This is a genomic window from Cupriavidus sp. FW305-F7 (assembly GCF_058782875.1).
In genome coordinates, this window is sequence record NZ_JBYSYC010000027.1 from 81,592 (window position 1) to 103,072 (window position 21,481).

The 21,481-nt window shown below is 65.6% G+C and carries 21 protein-coding genes; 11 read left to right on the forward strand and 10 right to left on the reverse strand.

Features of this window, described 5'->3' with window-relative positions; genetic code table 11:
• Window positions 1–90: 90 nt before the first annotated feature.
• The gene (locus tag AC3WL8_RS23770; protein ID WP_041228691.1) at window positions 91–2,328 is read left to right on the forward strand and encodes an NADP-dependent isocitrate dehydrogenase; all 2,238 of its coding nucleotides are present in this window, start codon (window positions 91–93) and stop codon (window positions 2,326–2,328) included.
• Between the two features lie 84 nt (window positions 2,329–2,412).
• On the opposite strand, the gene AC3WL8_RS23775 is transcribed toward AC3WL8_RS23770, so the two are convergent.
• Window positions 2,413–2,640, reverse strand: a complete 228-nt coding sequence (locus AC3WL8_RS23775; RefSeq protein WP_018308943.1) for a hypothetical protein — start codon at window positions 2,638–2,640, stop codon at window positions 2,413–2,415.
• Between the two features lie 325 nt (window positions 2,641–2,965).
• On the opposite strand from AC3WL8_RS23775, the gene AC3WL8_RS23780 reads away from it, so the two are divergent.
• From AC3WL8_RS23780 to AC3WL8_RS23795, 4 genes are all read left to right on the forward strand, one after another.
• Entirely contained in the window at window positions 2,966–3,169 is a 204-nt protein-coding gene (locus tag AC3WL8_RS23780) for a cold-shock protein (protein ID WP_010812830.1), read from the forward strand.
• 178 nt (window positions 3,170–3,347) lie between these two features.
• The gene (locus tag AC3WL8_RS23785) at window positions 3,348–3,650 is read left to right on the forward strand and encodes a hypothetical protein (RefSeq protein ID WP_013953528.1); all 303 of its coding nucleotides are present in this window, start codon (window positions 3,348–3,350) and stop codon (window positions 3,648–3,650) included.
• A gap of 142 nt (window positions 3,651–3,792) precedes the next feature.
• On the forward strand, window positions 3,793–4,119 hold the full coding sequence (locus AC3WL8_RS23790; RefSeq protein WP_041228690.1) for a hypothetical protein: 327 nt from the start codon (window positions 3,793–3,795) through the stop codon (window positions 4,117–4,119).
• Window positions 4,120–4,212: 93 nt separating this feature from the next.
• A complete protein-coding gene (locus AC3WL8_RS23795; protein WP_013953526.1) occupies window positions 4,213–4,587 on the forward strand; it encodes a hypothetical protein in 375 nt (124 codons plus the stop codon).
• Between the two features lie 29 nt (window positions 4,588–4,616).
• Here AC3WL8_RS23795 and AC3WL8_RS23800 read toward each other — a convergent pair whose 3' ends face one another.
• From AC3WL8_RS23800 to AC3WL8_RS23815, 4 genes are all read right to left on the reverse strand, one after another.
• Window positions 4,617–4,871 carry a hypothetical protein gene (locus tag AC3WL8_RS23800; protein WP_013953525.1) on the reverse strand — a complete coding sequence of 85 codons (255 nt, stop codon included), beginning with the start codon at window positions 4,869–4,871 and terminating at the stop codon, window positions 4,617–4,619.
• 86 nt (window positions 4,872–4,957) lie between these two features.
• Window positions 4,958–5,179, reverse strand: a complete 222-nt coding sequence (gene infA, locus AC3WL8_RS23805; RefSeq protein ID WP_008646230.1) for a translation initiation factor IF-1 — start codon at window positions 5,177–5,179, stop codon at window positions 4,958–4,960.
• 98 nt (window positions 5,180–5,277) lie between these two features.
• Window positions 5,278–5,502 carry a hypothetical protein gene (locus tag AC3WL8_RS23810; protein ID WP_013953524.1) on the reverse strand — a complete coding sequence of 75 codons (225 nt, stop codon included), beginning with the start codon at window positions 5,500–5,502 and terminating at the stop codon, window positions 5,278–5,280.
• A 425-nt stretch (window positions 5,503–5,927) separates the two neighbouring features.
• A complete protein-coding gene (locus AC3WL8_RS23815; protein WP_492378918.1) occupies window positions 5,928–6,833 on the reverse strand; it encodes a LysR family transcriptional regulator in 906 nt (301 codons plus the stop codon).
• Window positions 6,834–6,984: 151 nt separating this feature from the next.
• Between AC3WL8_RS23815 and AC3WL8_RS23820 the strand changes: the two genes are divergently transcribed.
• Window positions 6,985–7,662 (forward strand): isochorismatase family protein, encoded by a 678-nt coding sequence (locus AC3WL8_RS23820; protein ID WP_013953523.1) that lies wholly within the window; start codon window positions 6,985–6,987, stop codon window positions 7,660–7,662.
• A gap of 87 nt (window positions 7,663–7,749) precedes the next feature.
• Window positions 7,750–8,376 (forward strand): isochorismate family cysteine hydrolase YcaC, encoded by a 627-nt coding sequence (ycaC, locus tag AC3WL8_RS23825; RefSeq protein ID WP_013953521.1) that lies wholly within the window; start codon window positions 7,750–7,752, stop codon window positions 8,374–8,376.
• Between the two features lie 83 nt (window positions 8,377–8,459).
• On the opposite strand, the gene AC3WL8_RS23830 is transcribed toward ycaC, so the two are convergent.
• The 4 genes from AC3WL8_RS23830 to AC3WL8_RS23845 all read right to left on the reverse strand — a co-directional run bounded on the left by AC3WL8_RS23830 (window position 8,460) and on the right by AC3WL8_RS23845 (window position 13,574).
• The gene (locus AC3WL8_RS23830; protein WP_013953520.1) at window positions 8,460–9,818 is read right to left on the reverse strand and encodes an MFS transporter; all 1,359 of its coding nucleotides are present in this window, start codon (window positions 9,816–9,818) and stop codon (window positions 8,460–8,462) included.
• A 47-nt stretch (window positions 9,819–9,865) separates the two neighbouring features.
• Window positions 9,866–11,470 (reverse strand): benzoate-CoA ligase family protein, encoded by a 1,605-nt coding sequence (locus AC3WL8_RS23835; protein ID WP_013953519.1) that lies wholly within the window; start codon window positions 11,468–11,470, stop codon window positions 9,866–9,868.
• 83 nt (window positions 11,471–11,553) lie between these two features.
• Window positions 11,554–13,101, reverse strand: coding sequence for a 3,4-dehydroadipyl-CoA semialdehyde dehydrogenase (locus AC3WL8_RS23840; protein WP_041228688.1), 1,548 nt, complete (start codon window positions 13,099–13,101; stop codon window positions 11,554–11,556).
• An 8-nt stretch (window positions 13,102–13,109) separates the two neighbouring features.
• Window positions 13,110–13,574, reverse strand: coding sequence for a DUF4863 family protein (locus AC3WL8_RS23845; RefSeq protein WP_153955761.1), 465 nt, complete (start codon window positions 13,572–13,574; stop codon window positions 13,110–13,112).
• 88 nt (window positions 13,575–13,662) lie between these two features.
• Between AC3WL8_RS23845 and AC3WL8_RS23850 the strand changes: the two genes are divergently transcribed.
• The 4 genes from AC3WL8_RS23850 (at window position 13,663) to boxA (ending at window position 19,338) form a co-directional block, all read left to right on the forward strand.
• Window positions 13,663–14,625 carry a helix-turn-helix transcriptional regulator gene (locus AC3WL8_RS23850; RefSeq protein WP_013953517.1) on the forward strand — a complete coding sequence of 321 codons (963 nt, stop codon included), beginning with the start codon at window positions 13,663–13,665 and terminating at the stop codon, window positions 14,623–14,625.
• Window positions 14,626–14,782: 157 nt separating this feature from the next.
• Window positions 14,783–16,441: a 2,3-epoxybenzoyl-CoA dihydrolase gene (gene boxC / locus AC3WL8_RS23855; RefSeq protein WP_013953516.1), complete on the forward strand. Its 1,659-nt coding sequence runs from the start codon at window positions 14,783–14,785 to the stop codon at window positions 16,439–16,441.
• 45 nt (window positions 16,442–16,486) lie between these two features.
• Window positions 16,487–17,914, forward strand: coding sequence for a benzoyl-CoA 2,3-epoxidase subunit BoxB (gene boxB, locus AC3WL8_RS23860; RefSeq protein WP_013953515.1), 1,428 nt, complete (start codon window positions 16,487–16,489; stop codon window positions 17,912–17,914).
• A 143-nt stretch (window positions 17,915–18,057) separates the two neighbouring features.
• Window positions 18,058–19,338 carry a benzoyl-CoA 2,3-epoxidase subunit BoxA gene (gene boxA, locus AC3WL8_RS23865; RefSeq protein ID WP_013953514.1) on the forward strand — a complete coding sequence of 427 codons (1,281 nt, stop codon included), beginning with the start codon at window positions 18,058–18,060 and terminating at the stop codon, window positions 19,336–19,338.
• 23 nt (window positions 19,339–19,361) lie between these two features.
• Here boxA and fusA read toward each other — a convergent pair whose 3' ends face one another.
• Window positions 19,362–21,416, reverse strand: a complete 2,055-nt coding sequence (fusA, locus tag AC3WL8_RS23870; protein WP_013953513.1) for an elongation factor G — start codon at window positions 21,414–21,416, stop codon at window positions 19,362–19,364.
• Between the last annotated feature and the right edge of the window lie 65 nt (window positions 21,417–21,481).

A 21,481-nucleotide genomic window follows, 5' to 3' on the forward strand; every position in this document is an offset into this window, starting at 1 on the left:
AGGCAAAATTCTATTTTTCGCCTAGTTTGCCGCCGGCTGTGACCCAGCAGGCGGATGTCCCACCACCCGTTCGAGGATCTGAGAGAAGCAATGAGTAACCAGCAACCCACCATCATCTACACGCTGACCGACGAAGCTCCGCTGCTGGCGACCAGTGCGTTCCTCCCGATCATCCAGACCTTCACCAAGCCGGCCGGCATCAACGTGACCACCAGCGATATCTCGGTGGCCGGCCGTATCCTGGGCGAATTCCCCGAATTCCTGACCGAAGCACAGCGCGTGCCGGACAACCTGGCCGAGCTGGGCAAGCTGACGCAGCTGCCGGACACCAACATCATCAAGCTGCCCAACATCAGCGCCTCGGTGCACCAGCTGGTGAGCGCCATCCGTGAACTGCAGGGCAAGGGCTACAAGGTGCCGGACTATCCGGAAGACCCGAAGACCGACGAAGAAAAGGCCATCCAGAAGCGCTACTCCAAGTGCCTGGGCAGCGCCGTGAACCCGGTCCTGCGCGAGGGCAACTCCGACCGCCGCGCACCGGCAGCGGTCAAGAACTTCGCGCGCAAGCACCCGCACAGCATGGGCGAGTGGAGCATGGCTTCGCGCACGCACGTGGCGCACATGAAGCATGGTGACTTCTACCACGGCGAAAAGTCCATGACCCTGGACAAGGCGCGTGACGTCAAGATGGAACTGGTCACCAAGAGCGGCAAGACCATCGTGCTCAAGCCCAAGGTCTCGCTGCTGGATGGCGAGATCATCGACAGCATGTTCATGAGCAAGAAGGCGCTGTGCGACTTCTATGAAGAGCAGTTCGAAGACGCGCGCAAGACCGGCGTGATGCTGTCGCTGCACGTCAAGGCGACCATGATGAAGGTGTCGCACCCGATCGTGTTCGGCCACGCCGTCAAGATCTTCTACAAGGAAGCCTTTGCCAAGCACGGCGCGCTGTTCGATGAACTGGGCGTGAACGTCAACAACGGCCTGGTCAACCTGTACGAGAAGATCGAGGCGCTGCCCAGCTCCAAGCGCGAAGAGATCATCCGCGACCTGCACGCCTGCCACGAGCATCGCCCGGAACTGGCCATGGTGGATTCGGCCAAGGGCATCTCCAACCTGCACGCGCCCAACGACGTGATCGTCGATGCCTCGATGCCGGCCATGATCCGCATCGGCGGCAAGATGTGGGGTGCCGACGGCCGTCCGAAGGACACCAAGGCCGTGATTCCGGAAAGCACCTTTGCCCGCATCTACCAGGAGATCATCAACTTCTGCAAGACCAACGGCAACTTCGACCCGACCACCATGGGCACTGTGCCCAACGTGGGCCTGATGGCGCAGAAGGCCGAAGAATACGGCTCGCACGACAAGACCTTCGAGATCGCCGAAGACGGCGTCGCCAACATCGTCGACCTGGCCACCGGTGAAGTGCTGCTGACGCAGGACGTTGAGCAGGGCGACATCTGGCGCATGTGCCAAGTCAAGGATGCGCCGATCCGCGACTGGGTCAAGCTGGCCGTCACGCGCGCGCGCAACTCGGGCATGCCGGCCGTGTTCTGGCTGGACCCGTACCGTCCGCACGAGGCCGAGCTGATCAAGAAGGTCGAGGCCTACCTGAAGGGCTACGACACCACCGGCCTGGACATCCAGATCATGTCGCAGGTGCGCGCCATGCGCTACACGCTGGAGCGCGTGATCCGCGGCCTGGACACCATCTCGGTGACTGGCAACATCCTGCGCGACTACCTGACCGACCTGTTCCCGATCATGGAACTGGGCACCAGCGCCAAGATGCTGTCGATCGTCCCGCTGATGGCCGGCGGCGGCATGTATGAAACCGGCGCCGGCGGTTCGGCACCGAAGCACGTCAAGCAGCTGGTGGAAGAGAATCACCTGCGCTGGGATTCGCTGGGCGAGTTCCTGGCGCTGGCGGTGTCGCTGGAAGACGTGGGCATCAAGACCGGCAACGCGCGCGCCAAGATCCTGGCCAAGACGCTGGATGCTGCTACCGGCAAGCTGCTGGACAACAACAAGAGCCCGTCGCCCAAGACCGGCCAGCTGGACAACCGCGGCAGCCAGTTCTACCTGGCGATGTACTGGGCGCAGGAACTCGCCGTCCAGTCGGACGACGCGGAACTGGCCACCAAGTTTGCGCCGCTGGCCAAGACGCTGACCGACAACGAGCAGAAGATCGTTGGCGAACTGGGCGCCGTGCAGGGCAAGCCGGTGGATATCGGCGGCTATTACATGCCGGAAGCCGACAAGCTCAGCGCCGCAATGCGCCCGAGCCAGACGCTGAACGCCGCGCTGTCGACCGTGACGGCCTGACCGGACTGGCCCGCCTGGCGGGCCGGCAGGTGTCGCAACCCCGGGCCCTGGCCCGGGGTTTTTCTTTTTGCGCCGCAGATGGCGCTATGGCTGCTGCGCTTCCATATGGATGTCCCACCCCTGTTCCGGACCGCTCTTCTGGTCACGGTACGTCCAGAGCGCGCCGCAGTCCTGGCAGACGAAGCTGCTGATGGTGATGGCGGCGGAACCGGCGGGCTTTATGCGTCGGGTGTCGGTGATGCGCAGTGCCGCGTGCCCGGGGGCGCCGCGCACGTGGCGTTCAATGGCCTGGCAGGCAGTGCAGAGTGTCATCCGTGTCTGTTCCGTTCGATCGGCCACTGTAGCATGCCGGCGCCTTCGGGGCCGGAAGTGGACGTGCACATGCGGCGCACACGGGATTTCGCCCGGCGAGACCCTCAACCCGGCACTTTCCATGTGATTTGGACCCGATCCGGCGAAGTTCATTGACATGCCTGAGTGGGGCCTGTATAAGGTTGAGTGCAGGATCTTTCAAGCAGCAACCTAGAAGTCCAGGTGCTTGCCCACACGGCGCCACTTTTTCTCCTTGTGTCTTCCTTGATCGTCATGCCTTGCCGGCGCTTTTGCCGGTGAGAAAAAACTTATTGAGGAATCCAACATGGAAACCGGTACCGTCAAGTGGTTTAACGATTCGAAGGGTTTTGGCTTCATTACGCCTGATGCAGGCGGCAACGACCTGTTCGCGCACTTCTCCGAAATCCAGGGCAACGGCTTCAAGTCGCTGCAAGAAGGCCAGAAGGTGCGTTACGTCGCTGGCGTCGGCCAAAAGGGCCCGGCCGCGACCAAGATCGAGCCGATCTGAATCGCACCGACCTGAGTTGAGCTGAGCGCCGAGGCGCCAGTCCAATGAAAAAAGCTCCGCCAACGCGGAGCTTTTTTATTTCCGTTGCCGCTATTCCCCGCAACGGTGAAATAAAGCCACTGCTGGCGCGGCAACAAGCGTAGAGTGGGGGCAGGATCACCAAACGGCGGAGGCTGCCATGGATATCTATCCGGCTGCAACTTACAAGGGATACGACCTCTATCCCCTGGTGTACAAGCACGCCGCCGAGCGCATATGGCCCGAGCCGCGGCCCGACCGTTCCTTCGATGCTGCCGTGGTGATCTGCCTGGAAGGCGAGTCGCCCGAAGGCATGCAGGCGCGCACGTTCCGCCTGGACGCCGCACCGTGGGATAACGTCGGTGGCGCGCGACGCGGTGCGTTGCGCTATGCCGAGGCCATCATCAATGGCGCGGTGCCGGGGGTATCGGTAACAACGGCCGGCGCGCCGATGGCGTCCTGAAGGTCCGACGACGGGCCCTGGCGCCGTGGTGCATTCTTTACCACTGACGCCCGCGCAGGGCCATAGCTCATGTCGTGCGCGTGATCCACATGAGTTCAGCAATCCTTCCTATCAGCGCGGCACGATGCCGCATGGAGATGTCGTGAGCGACAGCAGTCCCAGCCGCAGTCCCGGCAACACTGTTCCCGGCAGTACGCCCTTTGCCAGCTACAAGGGTTTCGATCTGTATCCCCTGGTTTATCGCCATCGGCCTGAGCAGGCCTGGCCGCGCATCAAGCCCGACAACAGCTTCCTCGCGTCGATCGTGATTTGCCGCGAGGGCTATCGCCCTGGCAGCGACCATGCGCGCGTGTACCCCATGGGTGAATCGCGTTGGGAGAACATCGGCTCGGCGCGCCGCGGTGCGCTGCAGTTCGGCGAAGATATCATCAATGGCCTGGTCGCCGGCGAATCCGTGACGTCGATCTAGGTATTATCCGGTTCCGCAGCGGCCTGATACAGGCCGTTTGCGGAGCGGGGAAACAGGCGCGGCGCTATCCGTCAGACTGCAAGGAGTCCGTTCATGGACATGCGTTCGGGATCATCTGGTTTTCTGTGCACGTTGCCCGGTGAGGGCAAAGGCATCACCTATCACGTAGCAGTCTGCTTTATCGATGCGGAGCGTCCCACTGGGGTGCTGTTCACCAGCTTCGTGGGTGTGGGGCGGCGGTCGTTCGGCGTGCTGGCCGAGCAAGGGGCCCTGCAGGGTCAGCTTGCCGCCAGCGGCGAGGCGCTGTGCCGCCTGGCCATCGGCCAGGTGGTGCGCGACCAGTTGCACGACAAGGCACGCGAGGGAGATTCGGTTCTGGACCTCGCCGCCTCACCATGGGACGGCGAGCTGAGGCCGGTCGGCGCGGGGCTCAGGACGGCCCGGCCGCATGTGCGCGTGCTTGGCTGAGGCCGCACGCAATCGTCAAGCCCGGTCAGTCAGATCTGGAATACTGGGTCGCCGTGGCGCTCCAGCAGCGCCTCGATCAGCGCCATGTCGGCGATCTCGGGAGTACGGTCTTCCACCGCGCGCGACGGCCCGCAATAGGTGGCCGTCACATGGCGCCTGACGGTCAGCACGCCTGACGCGGGCGGTGCGACTTCAACCGCCTGCCACGGTGCATGCCGGTAACTGCCTGCCTGCCAGCCTTCGGGCGTCAGGTGCACGGCTTCCCATTCTTCGATGACGGACATGATCGGTTCTCCTTGATTGAGGGATGAATCGTTAGCGGGACGGCACGCGCCGGCGCGGCGCATGCCATGGCGAGGGGACGCTGGCTTTACGACTTGTGCCGGTAGTTGATGCGTCCCTTGGTGAGGTCGTAGGGCGACATCTCCAGCGTGACGCGGTCGCCCGCCAGCACGCGGATGCGGTTCTTCTTCAGCCGTCCGGACGAGTACGCCCAGACTTCGAAGCCGTTTTCCAGGATCACGCGGAAACGGTTGTCGGGCAGGACTTCCGACACCTTGCCGCCAAATTCGACCAGTTCTTCTTTTGCCAAGGAGGCTCCTTGCTGTAGCCGCGCCGCTTGTGCGCGAGCTGTTGTGACGGCCAACTGGACACCAACTGGCCGATGGGATGGGGCTTGCTATGCCTGGCTTACTGCTGGCGCAGGCGTGCCGCGGCGCGTTCGCCGGCACGGCGGGCTGACTGCCTCGCGCGGGCTTCAGAGCGGTGCGTGTCGTGGCGCATTGCCACGTTGGCGACGATGCGTTCGGCGCCATTGCGGTATTCCGCAATCATGTAGGTCGCGAACCAGAGGCCGGGTTCCTGCTGGATGGGATAGACGGAAACGGTGTAAGGGGTAGGGTTGATTCGATTCAATGTGATGCCTGTTCATGGGCGCGGCCGCAGGTGGCGCGGTGCATCGGATTGCCGATGCTGAGCGTCGCGCGGTGGCGGCCGTTCGCCGTTGCTGTGTGCCAGCGTCGGGCCCGCGCGGCAGCACGGGCGTTGAATCTGGCGTGAAGTGGACCATGCCTGCGCAAGCCGATGCGCCGGGTACAGGGGCGATCGTTGCGGAGCGGACATGCCGCCGGTCGGATAAGGGTGGTGGGCCGTTCGGCCCAAAGACGCATCGGGTGTACGCCCGATATGCCGCCGCTGAATGCTTTTGTGAGATTGTCTTGCGGCTGGCGCACGGATGTCGGGCGTTGCCGATCCGTGCATAGAATGCCGAATGATACCACTTCCGGGCCAATCCTGCCCGCGTGACGGGCAGTGCCCCTGGTGCGGCCGCCTTGTAGTGCTCAGTGTTCGCTGATCTGCGCGAAGCGCTGCGACAGGAAGTCGATCAGTTCACGCACCGAAGGCAGCAGCCCGCGCCGTGACGGGAACACGGCGTGGATCACGCCGCCCCTGACCGACCAGTCCGGCAGGACCTTCACCAGCCGGCCATCGCGCAGCTCGTCGGTCATCATCATGACCGGCAGCTGCACGATGCCGGCACCGGCCACGGCCGCGGTGCGCAGCATGATCATGTCGTCGGTGACCAGCCGGGGCTTGTGGTGCAGGTCGGCGCTGGCGCCATCGGGGCCATACAGCCAGGTGTGCGAGGGGCGCGGCGGGCCCAGGTCCAGCGTTGGCAGCGCGTTGAGGTCCGCGGGCGCCAGCAGCGGCCCATGGCCGGCCAGCAGCGCCGGGCTGGCCACGAAGCACCAGGCGCGCTCGGCCAGCACGCGCATCACCAGGTCGCTGTCTTCCAGTGGCGGCACGCGCACGCGGATGGCCAGGTCGATCCCCTCTGCCACCACGTCCACGCGCCGGTTGGTGGCTTCCAGGTGCACGATGACCTTGGGGTTCGCCGCCATGAAATCCGCAATCATGTCGCCCACGCGCGCGTGCAGCAGCGCCACCGGGCAGCTCATGCGCACCAGGCCGCTGGGTTCGGCGCGGGTTTGCACGATCGCGCTCTCGGCCGCTTCGGCCTCCACCAGCATGGCCTTGCAGTGGGTGTAGTACGTCTGTCCCAGTTCTGTCACGGAGAAGCGCCGCGTCGAGCGCTGGATCAGGCGCACGCCGAGGCGCTCTTCCAGCATGGCCACGCGCCGGCTCAGCTTGGACTTGGGTATGCCGAGCACGCGCCCGGCGGGCGCAAAGCCCTGGTGGTCGACTACCTGCGCGAAGTAATACAGGTCATTCAGGTCGGGATGCAAGCGGGCGGCTCCTGTCGTCCTGCCAGTAGGACGCTGAGGGCAGATTTTCCGTCCTACCGGTGCGATCTGCCAAGACCTATGCTTTGCCCACACGGTCGGCTTGGGACTGCCCCGAGTCGCCGGTTTCGCCAACCGCATAGGAGAAAGCCACATGACCACACCCGCGAATTTCAACGGCAAGCGTCCGGTACTGGATCCCGCCGATACGGCCATGCTGCTGATCGACCACCAGAGCGGCCTGTTCCAGACCGTTGGTGATATGCCGATGCCTGAGCTGCGCGCCCGTGCTGCCGCGCTGGCCAAGATGGCGACGCTGTGCAAGCTGCCAGTGATCACCACGGCATCCGTGCCGCAAGGCCCGAACGGCCCGTTGATTCCGGAAATCCACGAAAACGCCCCCCATGCCAAATACGTCGCGCGCAAGGGCGAGATCAACGCCTGGGACAACCCCGACTTTGTCGCCGCGGTGCGTGAGACGGGCAAGAAGACCCTGATCATCGCCGGCACCATCACCAGCGTGTGCATGGCGTTCCCGTCGATCAGCGCGGTGGCCGACGGCTACAAGGTGTTCGCCGTGGTGGATGCCTCGGGCACCTATTCCAAGATGGCGCAGGAAATCACCCTGGCGCGCATCGTCCAGGCCGGCGTGGTGCCGATGGATACCGCCGCCGTGGCCTCTGAACTGCAGCAGAGCTGGAACCGCCCCGACGCGCAGCAATGGGCCGAGGTCTACACGCAGATCTTCCCGGCCTACCGCCTGCTGATCGAAAGCTATCTCAAGGCCCAGGACGTGGAGAAGAACCACGAGGTCCTGGACTCCAAGCGCTGACGCCAGGCTGGCAACGGCCTGCACACCCCGGGTGCGGACCCTCGGCGAACGCCGCGGGTCCGCACCTTCTGTTCACAGGAGAACGTCATGAGCAAGCCCTACAAGCGCCTGGACAAGAGCCAGGCCGCCGTCCTGATGGTCGATCACCAGGCCGGCCTGCTGTCGCTGGTGCGGGATATCGAGCCCGACAAGTTCAAGAACAACGTGCTGGCACTGGCCGACCTGGCCAAGTACTTCAAGCTGCCGACCGTCCTGACCACCAGCTTCGAGGATGGCCCCAACGGACCGATGGTGCCCGAGCTCAAGGCCATGTTCCCGAACGCACCGTTCATTCCGCGCCCGGGCCAGATCAACGCCTGGGATAACGAGGACTTCGTGGCCGCGGTGCGTGCCACCGGCAAGAAGCAACTGCTGATCGCCGGCGTGGTCACCGAGGTTTGCGTGGCCTTCCCGGCGTTGTCGGCGATCGAAGAGGGTTTCGAAGTCTTTGTCGTGACCGATGCCTCTGGCACCTTCAACGAAATCACGCGCGATTCGGCCTGGCAACGGATGTCTGACGCTGGCGCGCAGCTGATGTCGTGGTTCGGCGTGGCTTGCGAACTGCATCGCGACTGGCGCAACGACATCGAGGGTCTGGGCACGCTGTTCTCGAACCATATTCCGGACTATCGGAATTTGATTACGGCGTACACGGCAGTGAAGGGCAGCAAGTAAGCAACGCCCTTCAGCGAGCCGCTGGTTTGTTCCCCTCTCCCGCAAGCGGGAGAGGGGAACACCCAAGTGGCAAGCAAGGTCCCTCAGGCTTCCTTCACAGCCCCCCTCACCGGCGGCGCAGCGACTTCCGCCTGCGCCGACGCCGAGCGCCGGTGATTGATCATCGACACCGCCCCCACCGCAATCACTGCCGGGATCGCCATCGCCAGGAAGTTCTGCTGCAGCGGCAACGACATCCCCACCAGCACGCCGATCACGATCGGTGCCAGGATGGCGCCGCTGCGTCCCACGCCTGAAGCCCAGCCGATGCCGGTGCCGCGCACTGCCATCGGATAGAACTGGCCCGCATAGGCATAGGTGACGATCTGCGTGCCGATGGTGGAAGCACCTGCCAGGCCCACCACGACGAACAGCGCTGCGCTGGGCATCGGGTAGCCCAGCAGCGTGATCGACACCGCGGCCAGCGAGTACATGGCGATCAGCACGTACTTGATCGGCAGCCGGTCGGCCAGCCAGCCGCCACCGATCGCGCCGAGCATGGCGCCGAAGTTCAGCACCAGCACGAAAGTCAGCGCCGAGCCCAGGCTGTAGCCCGCGCCCGCCATCAGCTTGGTCAGCCACGAGCTGAGCGCGTACACCATAAACAGGCACATGAAGAACGCAACCCAGAACATCACCGTGCTGAAGCCGCGGCCGTCCTGGAACAGGCGGCGGATCGGCGCGCTGCCGGCGTTGTCGTCCGCAGCCAGCGTGAAGACGTCGCCGGCTTGCGCGCGATGCGACGGCACCAGGCGCGATACCACGGATTGCAGAGCGTCGGTCTGGCCGGTGCGGAGCAGGTAGGGCATCGACTCCGGCAGCGAGCGCAGCACCAGCGGGACCAGCAGCACGGGCAGGCCGGCAGCGAGGAAAACCGACTGCCAGCCATAGCTCTCGATCAGCCCCTTGCCCAGCAGCGCGGCCAGCATGCCGCCGACCGAATAGCCGCTAAACATCAGCGTCACCAGTGTGCCGCGCAGCTTGCGCGGCGAGTACTCGGTCATCTGCGCCACCACGTTTGGCATCACGCCGCCGATGCCCAGGCCTGCGAGAAAGCGCGTGATGCTGAACGTTACCGGGTCGCTGGTAAAGCCAGCCGCCGCGGTGAAGACGCTGAATAGCGCAATACAGATGGCGATGGCGCGCCTGCGGCCGATGCGGTCGGCCACGGTGCCAAGGAAGATCGCGCCGAACATCATGCCGAACAGCGCCGAGCTGACCATGAAGCCCGCGCTGGTGGCCGTCACGCCCATCTGCTTCATGATCGATGGCAGCGCGATACCGGCGACGGCCAGGTCGTAGCCGTCGAAGATGATGATGATCGCGCACCAGAACAGGATAAGCGCGTGGAAGCGGTTGAAGCGGGCCTCGTCGGCCAGCTTGTGGACATCGATCTGACGCATGGTTTGTCTCCGGTATGGTGGTATGGCGGGGCGGCCGGCGTTGCCGGTCACGCCACCGCGGCGGCGCGCTCTTCGGCGGCCTTCAGTTCGCGCTCGCGCAATACGAAACGCTGGATCTTGCCCGTGGCGGTCTTGGGCAGTGCCTCGACAAACTCGATCGCACGCGGGTATTTGTAGGCGGCCAGCCGTTCCTTGACGAAGGCCTTCAGCTCGCCGTCGCCAAGCTGCGCGCCCGCCTTCAGCACCACGAAGGCCTTGGTCTTGACCAGCCCTTCCTGGTCGGGCACGCCGATCACCGCGGCTTCCAGCACGGCCGGGTGCTGCACCAGCGTGGCCTCGACCTCGAACGGCGATACGTAGATGCCGCTGACCTTGAGCATGTCGTCGCTGCGCCCGGCGTAGCTGTAGGTGCCGTCGGGGTTGCGCACGTACTTGTCGCCGCTCTTGGTCCAGCCGCCGCGGAAGGTCTCGCGCGACTTCTCGCGGTTGGCCCAGTACATCATGGCGGCGCTGGGGCCCTGGATATAGAGGTCGCCGATTTCGCCGTCGGGCACCGGGCGGCCTTCCTCGTCGCGCAGTTCGATGGTGTAGCCCGGCACCGGCCACCCGGTGGTGCCGTAGCGCACCTGGCCGGGCCGGTTCGACAGGAAGATATGCAGCATCTCGGTGGAGCCGATGCCGTCGATGATCTCGCAGCCAAAATGCGCGGTGAAGCGCTGGCCGATGTCGGCGGGCAACGCCTCGCCGGCGGACGAGCACAGCCGAAGCGCCACCTCGTCGCGCGCGGGCAGCGCCGGCGATGCGAGCATGCCGGCATAGCCCGTGGGCGCGCCGAAGAATACGGTCGGCTTCTGCTCGCGCCAGCGGCGGAAGGTGGCTTCGGGCGTGGGCCGCTCGGCCATCAGCACTACCGTCGCGCCCACGCTGAGCGGGAAGCTGAGGCCATTGCCGAGCCCGTAGGCGAAATAGAGCTTGGCCGCGGAGAAGCAGATGTCCTGTTCCTGCAGGCCGAGCACGGGGCCCGCATACAGGCTGACTGTCCAGTACGGATTTCCGTGGCTGTGCACCACGCCCTTGGGCTGCCCGGTCGAGCCGGACGAATAGAGCCAGAAGCCGGGATCGTCGGGACTGGTCGCGGCAGGCGCGGACAACGGCGCTTGCGTGGCGAGCACGGTATCGAGCGCCACCATGCCGTCCGGCAGCGGCCCGCGCGCCCGCGACACGAACACCTTGCCGACTTCATGCCCGGGCCGCGCCAGCGCTTCCTGCAGCAGCGGCAGCAGCGCGGCCGAGACCAGTACCGCCTGCGCGCGGCTGTGCTGCAGCATGTAGACGTAGTCGTCGGCGGTCAGCAGCGTATTGACGGCAACCGGCACGATGCCGGCATACATCGCGCCCAGGAAGCACACCGGCCAGTCCGTGCAGTCGTGCATCAGCAGCAGCACGCGCTCCTCGCGGCGGATGCCGGCATCAAGCAGCGCGGCGGCCAGGCGGCGCACCTGCTGCGCCAGTTCGCCATAGCTAAGCTGGCCGTCGTCGTCGATATAGGCGGTCTTGCCGGTGCGCCCCGCGTTGCAGCCGAGCAGGTGCGCCGCAAAGTTGAAGGACGTGCCCGGCGGCTGGACCGGGACGTCTGCTGTGATGGCGGTCATGCGTGTCTCCCCGTTTCTGGTGTACGGTGTGCTGCGCGCCGCCACGCGGGCGTGGCGGCGCGGTAAAGCCGGATGGCTGACTGTCAGGCGAGGGTGTCGAGCACCGCGGTGCTGGCCTGGATGGCGCTGCGGCGGTGGTAGAAATTCAGCGCACGCAGGCCGCCCAGTTCCTCGCCGCCGCCGGCGCGGCCGGGGCCGCCGTGCAGCGATTGCGGCATCACGTTGCCGTGGCCGGTGTGGAGTTGCCCGACGTCGGGCGAGATCACGTGCACGCGGCCGTGGCTGTCGGCCAGCTCCACCGCGGCGGCGCCCAGCGCGGCAGCGTCATTGCCATAGAGCGATGTCACCAGCGAGCCCTGGCCGCGGCGCACCAGCGTGAGCGCGTGGGCGGTATCGCGGTAGGGCAGCAGGGTGGCTACGGGGCCGAAGACTTCGGTGTCATGCACCGCGGCGGCGGCGTCCGCATCGTTGACGCCGAGCAAGATCGGGCCGATGCAGCAGGCTACGGCGGGATCGGCATCGACCAGTGGCTGCTGCGTGCCGTCGTGCAGCACCTGTGCATGCTTGCGCAGGTTTGCAAGGCCTTCCTGTACGGCGTTGAACTGTGCGCGGCTGACCAGCGCGCCCATGCGTACGGCGTCGTTGCGCGGGTTGCCCACGGTGACTTTCGACAGGCGCGCACCGATGGCCTCGGCAGCTTGCGCGAACAGCGCCCCAGGCACGAACACGCGCCGGATCGCGGTGCATTTCTGGCCTGACTTGACCGTCATCTCCCGCACCAATTCCTTGACCAGCAGGTCGAAGGCTTCGGTGTCCGGGCCGTCGCCTGGCAACAGCACCGCGGAATTGATGCTGTCCGCCTCGATATTCACGCGCACCGAGCGCTGCGCGATCGCCGGGTGCGAACGGATCACCGCGGCCGTATCGGCCGAACCGGTGAACGACACCACGTCGAACGGCTGCAACTGGTCGAGCAGTCCGGCCGAGCTGCCGCACACCACCGACAATGCGCCGGCCGGCAGCACTCCGGCCTCGACCACGTCGCGCACCATGCGCTGGGTCAGCCAGGCGGTGGCGGTAGCGGGTTTGACGATCACCGGCACGCCGGCCAGCAATGCCGGCGCCGCCTTCTCCCACAGTCCCCAGCCCGGGAAGTTGAAGGCATTGATAAAGAGCGCCACACCGCGCGTGGGCACCAGCACGTGCCGGGACTGGAACAACGGGTCCTTGCCCAGCCGCGCGGCCTCGCCATCCAGCAGGTAGTGCCGGTCGCCGAGCGTATCGCCCAGCTTTGCGTAAGTGCCCAGCGTGAAGATGCCGCCATCGATGTCGACCGCGGAGTCGTTCCTGACGGTGCCGCTGTTGGCCGTGGCGATGTCGTAATAGGCATCGCGATTGGCCTGCAGCACCTTGACGATGTCGGCCAGCAACGCGGCGCGCTGGCGATAGGTCAGCGCGCGCAGGGCAGCGCCGCCTTGTTCGCGGGCAAAGGCGAAGCCGGCCGCGAGGTCCAGCCCGGTGGCGTCCACGCGCACCAGTTCGTCGCCCAGCACCGGATCGAACAAGGGCGTGCCGGCACCGCTGCCGGCCTGCCACTTGCCGCCGAGGTAGTTGGATAGCAATTCGGTCATGGGGGATCTCAGCGCGTGAAGTCGATGCGGCCTTCCGGCAGCAGGTAGAGCACCAGCGCGCGGCCGTTGCTGACGGTGGGGCGGTGGGCGCTGCCCGGCGGGCACACCAGCCAGCCGGCGGGGCGGCCGTCGAACTGTGCCTCGCCCTCGAGCGGCATGATCAGGTCGATCTCGCCGTTGGGATGGGTGTGATGCGGGCCGGCAATGTCCTGCATGTCGACCACGTCGACGGAAAAGCCGTGCAGGTCGTCGGCAGGCTTGAAGATGCGGCCATAGCGGATGCCGCCGCCTTCGCGGTCGCACAGCCAGCCTTCGGCCACGCCGGCCTGGCATGCGTCCTTCAGTTGCTGGTAGGTGGGGCTGCCGGCGCCGTGTTCGGCATTGAGCCAGGCATCGAGTGCGGTATCCAGCGGGCGGCCTGCCAGTTGCGCGGTGAGCTGCGCGATCTGGCTGCGGAATTCTGTGGGGGACATGGTGAGGGGCTCCGTCTGATTCGCCAGTTGCTATCACTGGCTTCATGCATTATTGTGCATGTACGAAAAATAGAGCCGCACCGAAATCATGTCAAGCACTATATTGCATAAAGCTGGGTTAACCCCGGAAGCCGACCTGCACCATGATTCAGATGCAAGCGCTGCCAACGGCACCGAGAAGAACCCGTTCCTGGTCACGCTCGGCGAGCGTGTGCGCGAGCTGCGCTCCTGCCGCGGCCTGACCCGAAAGGCCGCCGCACAGGCCGCCGGCGTGTCGGAGCGGCACCTGGCCAACCTGGAATACGGCAGCGGCAACGCTTCCATCCTGGTGCTGCAGCACATTGCCGATGCGCTGCAGTGCTCGCTGGCCGGGTTGCTGGGCGACGTCACCACGTCGTCGCCTGAATGGATCCTGTTGCGCGAGCTGCTGGAGCACCGCGACGAAGCCACGCTGCGGCGCGTGCGCGTTGCCGTGGGCGAGATGCTCGGCACGGGTGGCGACAATGCCGGCCAGGCCGCGCGCAGCCCGCGCGTGGCGCTGATCGGGCTGCGCGGCGCCGGCAAGACCACGCTGGGCGGGATGCTGGCCGAAGACCTGGATTTCCCCTTTGTCGAGCTGAGCCGCGAGATCGAGAAGTTTGCCGGCTGCAGCATCTCGGAGATCCAGGGCCTGTATGGCATGAATGCCTACCGCCGCTACGAGCGGCGCGCGCTGGAAGAAGCCATCCAGATCTATCCCGAGGCCGTGATCGCCACGCCCGGCGGCCTGGTCTCTGATCCGGCCACCTTCAACCTGCTGCTGGCCCACTGCACCACGGTCTGGCTGCAGGCGGAGCCGGAAGACCATATGGAGCGGGTGCGCGAGCAGGGCGACTTCCGGCCGATGGCGGCCAGCAAGGAGGCCATGGAGGACTTGCGCCATATCCTGGCCGGGCGCGCGGCCTTCTATTCCAAGGCGGAGTTCTCGCTGGACACCAGCGCGCAGCCGCTGGAACCCACATTTGCCGCGCTGCGTGAACTGGTACGCCAGGCCCTGCGCATGCCGTTGTGACGGCTGAGGCGCAATAACGCGGCATCGGGCCGTGACCGGCACCTCTTGAGAAATCTGCACAATATTGCTTGCAGAAATTCTGCTTGATGAACTATAGTTCGTCTCACCAGATTCCTGTTCGTGCAAAATAGTGCAGTTTCGCAGAGGAGACACCGCCGTGACCACCGCCCCCCGCGTCGACTACCAGACCGCCCCCACCCAATACAAGCACCTGAAGCTGACGTTCGACGGCCCCGTCGCCACGCTCGCGGTGGACATCGACGAGAACGCCGGCCTGCGCCCCGGCTACAAGCTCAAGCTCAACAGCTACGACCTCGGCGTCGATATCGAACTGAACGACGCGCTCAACCGCGTCCGCTTCGAGCACCCGGAAGTGCGCACCGTGGTCGTCACCAGCGGCAAGGACAAGGTGTTCTGCTCCGGCGCCAACATCTTCATGCTGGGCGTCAGCAGCCATGCGTGGAAGGTCAATTTCTGCAAGTTCACCAACGAGACCCGCAACGGCATCGAGGATTCCTCGCAGCACAGCGGCCTGAAGTTCCTGGCCGCGGTCAACGGCGCCTGCGCCGGCGGCGGCTATGAACTGGCGCTGGCCTGTGACGAGATCCTGCTGGTGGACGACCGCTCGTCGGCCGTGAGCCTGCCGGAAGTGCCGCTGCTGGGCGTGCTGCCCGGCACTGGCGGCCTGACCCGCGTGACCGACAAGCGCCACGTGCGCCATGACCTGGCCGACATCTTCTGCACCACCACCGAAGGCGTGCGCGGCCAGCGTGCCAAGGACTGGCGCCTGGTCGACGACATTGCCAAGCCCGCCGTGTTCGCGCAGAAAGTGCAGGAGCGCGCGCTGGCGCTGGCAGCGCAGAGCGACCGCCCGGCCGACGGCAAGGGCGTGCCACTTGCCCCGATCGAGCGCACCATCGAAGCCGATGCGCTGCGCTACACGCATGTGACGATCGGGATCGACCGCGCCGGCCGCACCGCCACCTTTACGGTCAAGGCGCCGACGGGCACGCAGCCGCAGAACATCGATGACATCGTTGAAGCCGGCGCCGCCTGGTACCCGCTGCAACTGGCGCGCGAACTGGAAGACGCGATCCTGTCGATGCGCACCAATGAACTGGACATCGGCACCTGGCTGATCAAGACCAGCGGCGACGCCGCCGCGGTGCTGGCCACCGACGCCACGCTGCTGGCGCACAAGGACCACTGGCTGGTGCGCGAGACCATCGGCCTGCTGCGCCGCACGCTGAGCCGCCTGGATGTGTCGTCGCGCAGCCTGTTCGCGCTGATCGAGCCGCAATCGTGCTTTGCCGGCACCTTCCTGGAACTGGCGCTGGCCTGCGACCGCAGCTACCACCTGGCCTTGCCGGACGACGAGGAGCGCGCACCGAAGATCACCGTGGCGGAAGTCAACTTCGGCCTCTACCCGATGGCCACCGGCCAGAGCCGCCTGGGCCGCCGCTTCTACGACGAGCAGCCCGCGCTGGACGCGGTGCGCGCCAAGGCCGGCCAGCCGCTCGATGCCGATGCCGCCTATGCGCTCGGCCTGGTCACCGCCAACCCCGACGACATCGACTGGACCGATGAAGTGCGCATCGCGCTGGAAGAACGCGTGGCGATGTCGCCCGATGCGCTGACCGGCATGGAAGCCAATCTGCGCTTCAACGGCCAGGAAAACATGTTCACCCGCATCTTTGGCCGCCTGACCGCGTGGCAGAACTGGATCTTCCAGCGCCCCAACGCAGTGGGCGAAAAGGGTGCGCTCAAGGTCTACGGCAAGGGCGACAAGGCCGCCTTCGACTGGAACCGCGTCTGATCCAGCCTTACACGACAACCGAATCGTTCTTTGAAGGAGACCTCCATGTCCGGCATCAACTACAGCGACAAGATCCCCAACAACGTCAACCTGAGCGAAGACCGCACCCTGCAGCGCGCGCTTGAGCAGTGGCAACCGAACTACCTGAGTTGGTGGAACGACATGGGCCCGGAAGGCTCGCACCAGCATGACATTTACCTGCGCACCGCGATCAGCGTCGATCCGCAGGGCTGGGCCCACTTCGGCCACGTCAAGATGCCGGACTACCGCTGGGGCATCTTCCTGAACCCGGCCGAGGCCAACCGCAAGATCCATTTCGGCGACCACAAGGGTGAGGATGCGTGGCAGGACGTGCCGGGCGAATACCGCGCCAACCTGCGCCGCATCATCGTGACGCAGGGCGATACCGAGCCGGCGTCGGTCGAGCAGCAGCGCCACCTGGGCCTGACCGCGCCCAGCATGTACGACCTGCGCAACCTGTTCCAGGTGAACGTGGAGGAGGGCCGCCACCTGTGGGCCATGGTCTACCTGCTGCACAAGTACTTCGGCCGCGACGGGCGCGAGGAAGGTGAAGCGCTGCTGGAGCGCCGCAGCGGCCAGCAGGACAACCCCCGCATCCTGCAGGCGTTCAACGAGCAGACCCCGGACTGGCTGTCGTTCTTCATGTTCACCTACTTCACCGACCGCGACGGCAAGTTCCAGCTGTGCGCGCTCGCCGAAAGCGCCTTCGATCCGCTGGCACGCACCACGAAGTTCATGCTGACCGAGGAAGCGCACCACATGTTCGTGGGCGAATCGGGCGTGTCGCGCGTGATCCAGCGCACCTGCCAGGTGATGAGCGAACTCAAGACCGACGATCCCGCGAAGCTGCGCGCGGCCGGCGTGATCGACCTGCCGACGCTGCAGCGCTACCTGAACTTCCACTACAGCGTCACCATCGACCTGTTCGGCGCCGATGAGTCGAGCAACGCCGCCACCTTCTACAGCACCGGCCTCAAGGGCCGCTACGAAGAAGGCAAGCGCATGGACGACCACGTGCTCAAGGGCCAGACCTACCGCATCCTGCAGGCGCAGAACGGCCAGCTGACCGAGAAGGAAGTGCCGATGCTCAACGCACTCAATGAAGTGCTGCGCGATGACTACATCAAGGACAGCATGGGCGGCGTGGAGCGCTGGAACAAGGTCATCGAGAAGGCCGGCATCCCGTTCCGCCTGAAGGTCCCGCACAAGGCTTTCCACCGCAATATCGGCGCGCTGGCCGGCGTCAAGGTTTCGCCGGACGGCCGCGTGATCTCCGATGCCGAATGGCGCGACTTCCGCGACCAGTGGCTGCCCAGCGAAGGCGACCGCGCCTTTGTCGCCAGCCTGATGGGCCGCGTGGTCGAGCCGGGCAAGTTCGCCAACTGGATCGCGCCGCCGGTGATGGGCATCAACCGCCAGCCGGTGGATTTCGAATACGTGCGCTTCAATTGAGCCACGGTCTTACCCATTGCTCCCTGTTTGCTCCCCTCTCCCGCTTGCGGGAGAGGGGCCGGGGGAGAGGGCTGGCGCGTCCATGAAGCGCCGCTGCAACAACGACCCTCACCCCGAACGCCCCTGATTCTGTGGAGACCGCCATGGACATGGCAGAAATTCAAGTCATCAAGCAGCACCTGATCGATCCCGAGATCTGCATCCGCTGCAACACCTGCGAAGCGACCTGCCCGGTGGGCGCGATCACGCACGACTCGCGCAACTACGTGGTCGATGCCGACAAGTGCAACCTGTGCATGGCCTGCATTTCCCCGTGCCCGACGGGCTCGATCGACAACTGGCGCGCCATGCCGAAGCTGCGCGCCTACAGCATCGAAGAGCAACTCACCTGGGACACGCTGCCGGAAGAACTGACGCCCGAGCAGCTGGCCGACCTGGCACCCGGCGCCGAGATGCAGACCGCCGCGCCGGAGATTCCCGCCACGTCGCCGCTGGCCGGCACCGGTGAAGACGCCGTCAACAGCGCCCGCCACGGCGCCACCGTGCCGCCGTGGTCCGCAGCGCATGCCTACACCAACCTGTACGGCGCCAAGTCCGCCAACCAGACCATCACCGCTACCGTGACCGGCAATGTGCGCGTGACTGAAGTCGGCCGCGAATACGACACGCATCACATCGTGCTGGACTTTGGCGCGACACCATTCCCGGTGCTGGAAGGCCAGTCCATCGGCATCGTGCCGCCGGGCACTGAAGCCAGCGGTCGTCCACACCATGCGCGCCAGTACTCGATCGCCAGTCCGCGCAACGGCGAGCGTCCCGGCTACAACAACCTGTCGCTGACGATCAAGCGCGTGCTGCAGGACCATGACGGCAATTCGGTGCGCGGCGTGGCCTCCAACTACATGTGCGACCTGAGGGTCGGCGACAAGGTGGAAGTGATCGGACCGTTCGGCGCCAGCTTCCTGATGCCCAACCACCCGCGCTCCAACATCGTGATGATCTGCACGGGCACCGGCAGCGCGCCGATGCGCGCCATGACCGAATGGCGCCGGCGCCTGCGCAAGGCCGGCAAGTTCGATGGCGGCAAGCTGATGCTGTTCTTCGGCGCGCGCACGCAGGAGGAGCTGCCTTATTTCGGCCCGCTGCAGAACCTGCCCAAGGATTTCATCGACATCAACCTTGCGTTCTCGCGCACGCCGGGGCAGCCCAAGCGCTATGTGCAGGACCTGATGCGCGAGCGCGCGGCGGACCTGACGGCACTGCTGGCGAGCCCTGACACGTACTTCTATGTGTGCGGGCTCAAGAGCATGGAAGAGGGCGTGGTGCTGGCGCTGCGGGACGTAGCGCAGCAGGCGGGGCTGCAGTGGGAGGCGCTGGCTGAAGGCTTGAAGCGGGAAGGGCGGCTGCATCTGGAAACGTACTAGATGCAGCCGCGGGCGCGAACCCCTCAATCCGTATCCTGCTGCGCCTTGTGCTTCGATGCCATCTTGTCCTGCTGCGCCGGCGGCACGTTGTCGTAGTGGCTGAACTGGATGGTATAGCTGCCGTGGCCGCCGGTGATGCTGTTCAGCCGTGACTGGTAGTCATTGAGCTCGGACAGCGGCACCTGGCCGGCCACGATCACGGCGTTGCCGGCCGCGGTGCGCGTGCCATGGACCTGGCCGCGCTTGGTGGAGAGGTCGCCGATGATGTCGCCCATGGCGGTGCCCGGCGCCGTCACCTCGATATCGACGATCGGCTCCAGCACGCTGGGCCTGGCCTTGAGCACCGCGTCGATAAACGCCTTGCGTCCGGCGGTCGCGAACGCGACTTCCTTGGAATCGACCGGATGGCTCTTGCCGTCGAACACGGTCACGCGCACGTCCTGCATCGGGAAGCCCGCCAGCGGGCCGCTGTCCAGCACCTGGCGGATGCCTTTTTCCACGGCGGGAATGAACTGGCCGGGAATCGCGCCACCCTTGACCGCATCGACGAAGTCGAAGCCCTCGCCGCGCGACAGCGGCTCCACGCGCAGCATCACTTCGCCGAACTGCCCCGCGCCACCGGTCTGCTTCTTGTGCCGGTGGTGGCCCTCGGCCTTGCCGCCGATGGTTTCGCGGTAGGCGATCTTGGGCGGGCGCGTCACCACCTCCACCTTGTATTGCTCGGTCAGCCGCTCCAGCGCACAGCGCAGGTGGAACTCACCCAGGCCGAACACGACGGTCTCGTTGGTGCCGGCCGGATGCTCCACGCGCAGGCACGGGTCTTCGGCGCTCAGCTTGTGCAGTACCTCCGCCAGCCGCTGCTCGTTGCCGCGGCGTGCCGGCTCGATCGCCAGTCCGTAGATCGGCGTGGGGAATTCCAGCGGCGTCAGGTGGATATCGCCGTCCTCGGTGGCATCGTGCAGCACGGCATCGAAGCCGAGTTCATCGATCTTGGCCACCGCGCAGATATCGCCCGGCCCGGCGCGTGGCACTTCCTGTGTCTCCTTGCCTTGCAGCCGCAGCAGGTGCGCCACCTTGAACGGCTGGCGTCCTTCGCCGATATAGAGCTGGCTGTCGCGCGTGATCGTGCCCTGGTGGATGCGGAACACCGCCAGCTTGCCGACATAGGGATCGACGACCATCTTGAAGACGTGCGCCAGCACATGCTTGTCCGGCACGGGCTCCGCGCGCACGGCCTTGCGGTTCTCGCTGCCTTCACCCGTATCGCGATAGAACAGTGGCGGATTGCCCTCGGTGGGATTGGGCAGCAGCCGCACGAACACATCCAGCAGCTCGGTGATGCCGGCGCCGGTCGCCGCCGAGGTAAAGCAGATCGGCACCAGGTGTCCTTCGCGCAGCGCGCGCTCGAACGGCGCGTGCAGCTGCTCCGGCGTGATCGCCTCGCCTTGTTCCAGGTACAGCTCCATCAGCTCGGGATCGATCTCGATGACCTGGTCGATCAGCGCATCGTGCGCGGAGGGCACAGATAAAAAATCCGACTCGCCGGCCGGATTGAAGAAGCAGTCAACCACCTTGCTGCCGTTGTCGGCCGGCAGGTTGATCGGCAGGCATTCCTTGCCGAAGGCCTCCTGGATCTCCGTCAGCAGCGCGGGCAGGTCGACTTTGTCGCCGTCGATGCCGTTGATGATGATCATCCGGCACAGCTGGCGCGCCTGCGCCCAGGCCATGGCCCGGCGCGTGGTCATCTCGATGCCGGTCTGCGCATTGATGACGATGGCGGCGGTTTCCACCGCCGCCAGTGCGCTGATCGCCAGCCCGGAGAAGTCCGGGTAGCCGGGGGTGTCAACCAGGTAGATGCGGGTGTCGCGGTAGTGCAGGTGGGCGACCGCGGACGTCAGCGAGCGTTTGTACTTGCGCTCCAACGGATCGCTGTCGCACACCGTGGAACCGCGTTCGATGCTGCCGGGCGTGTGCACGGCACCGCCCTTGTACAACAGTGCCTCGGCCAGCGAGGTCTTGCCGCACCCCGCGTGCCCGAGCAGGGCGACGGTGCGGATGGCATCGGGACTATCGTGCATGTTGGCTCTCGGTTCGTCCGGCAATGACTCTCAGGGCATTATTGGCGAAATTCGCCGGAAGCGAC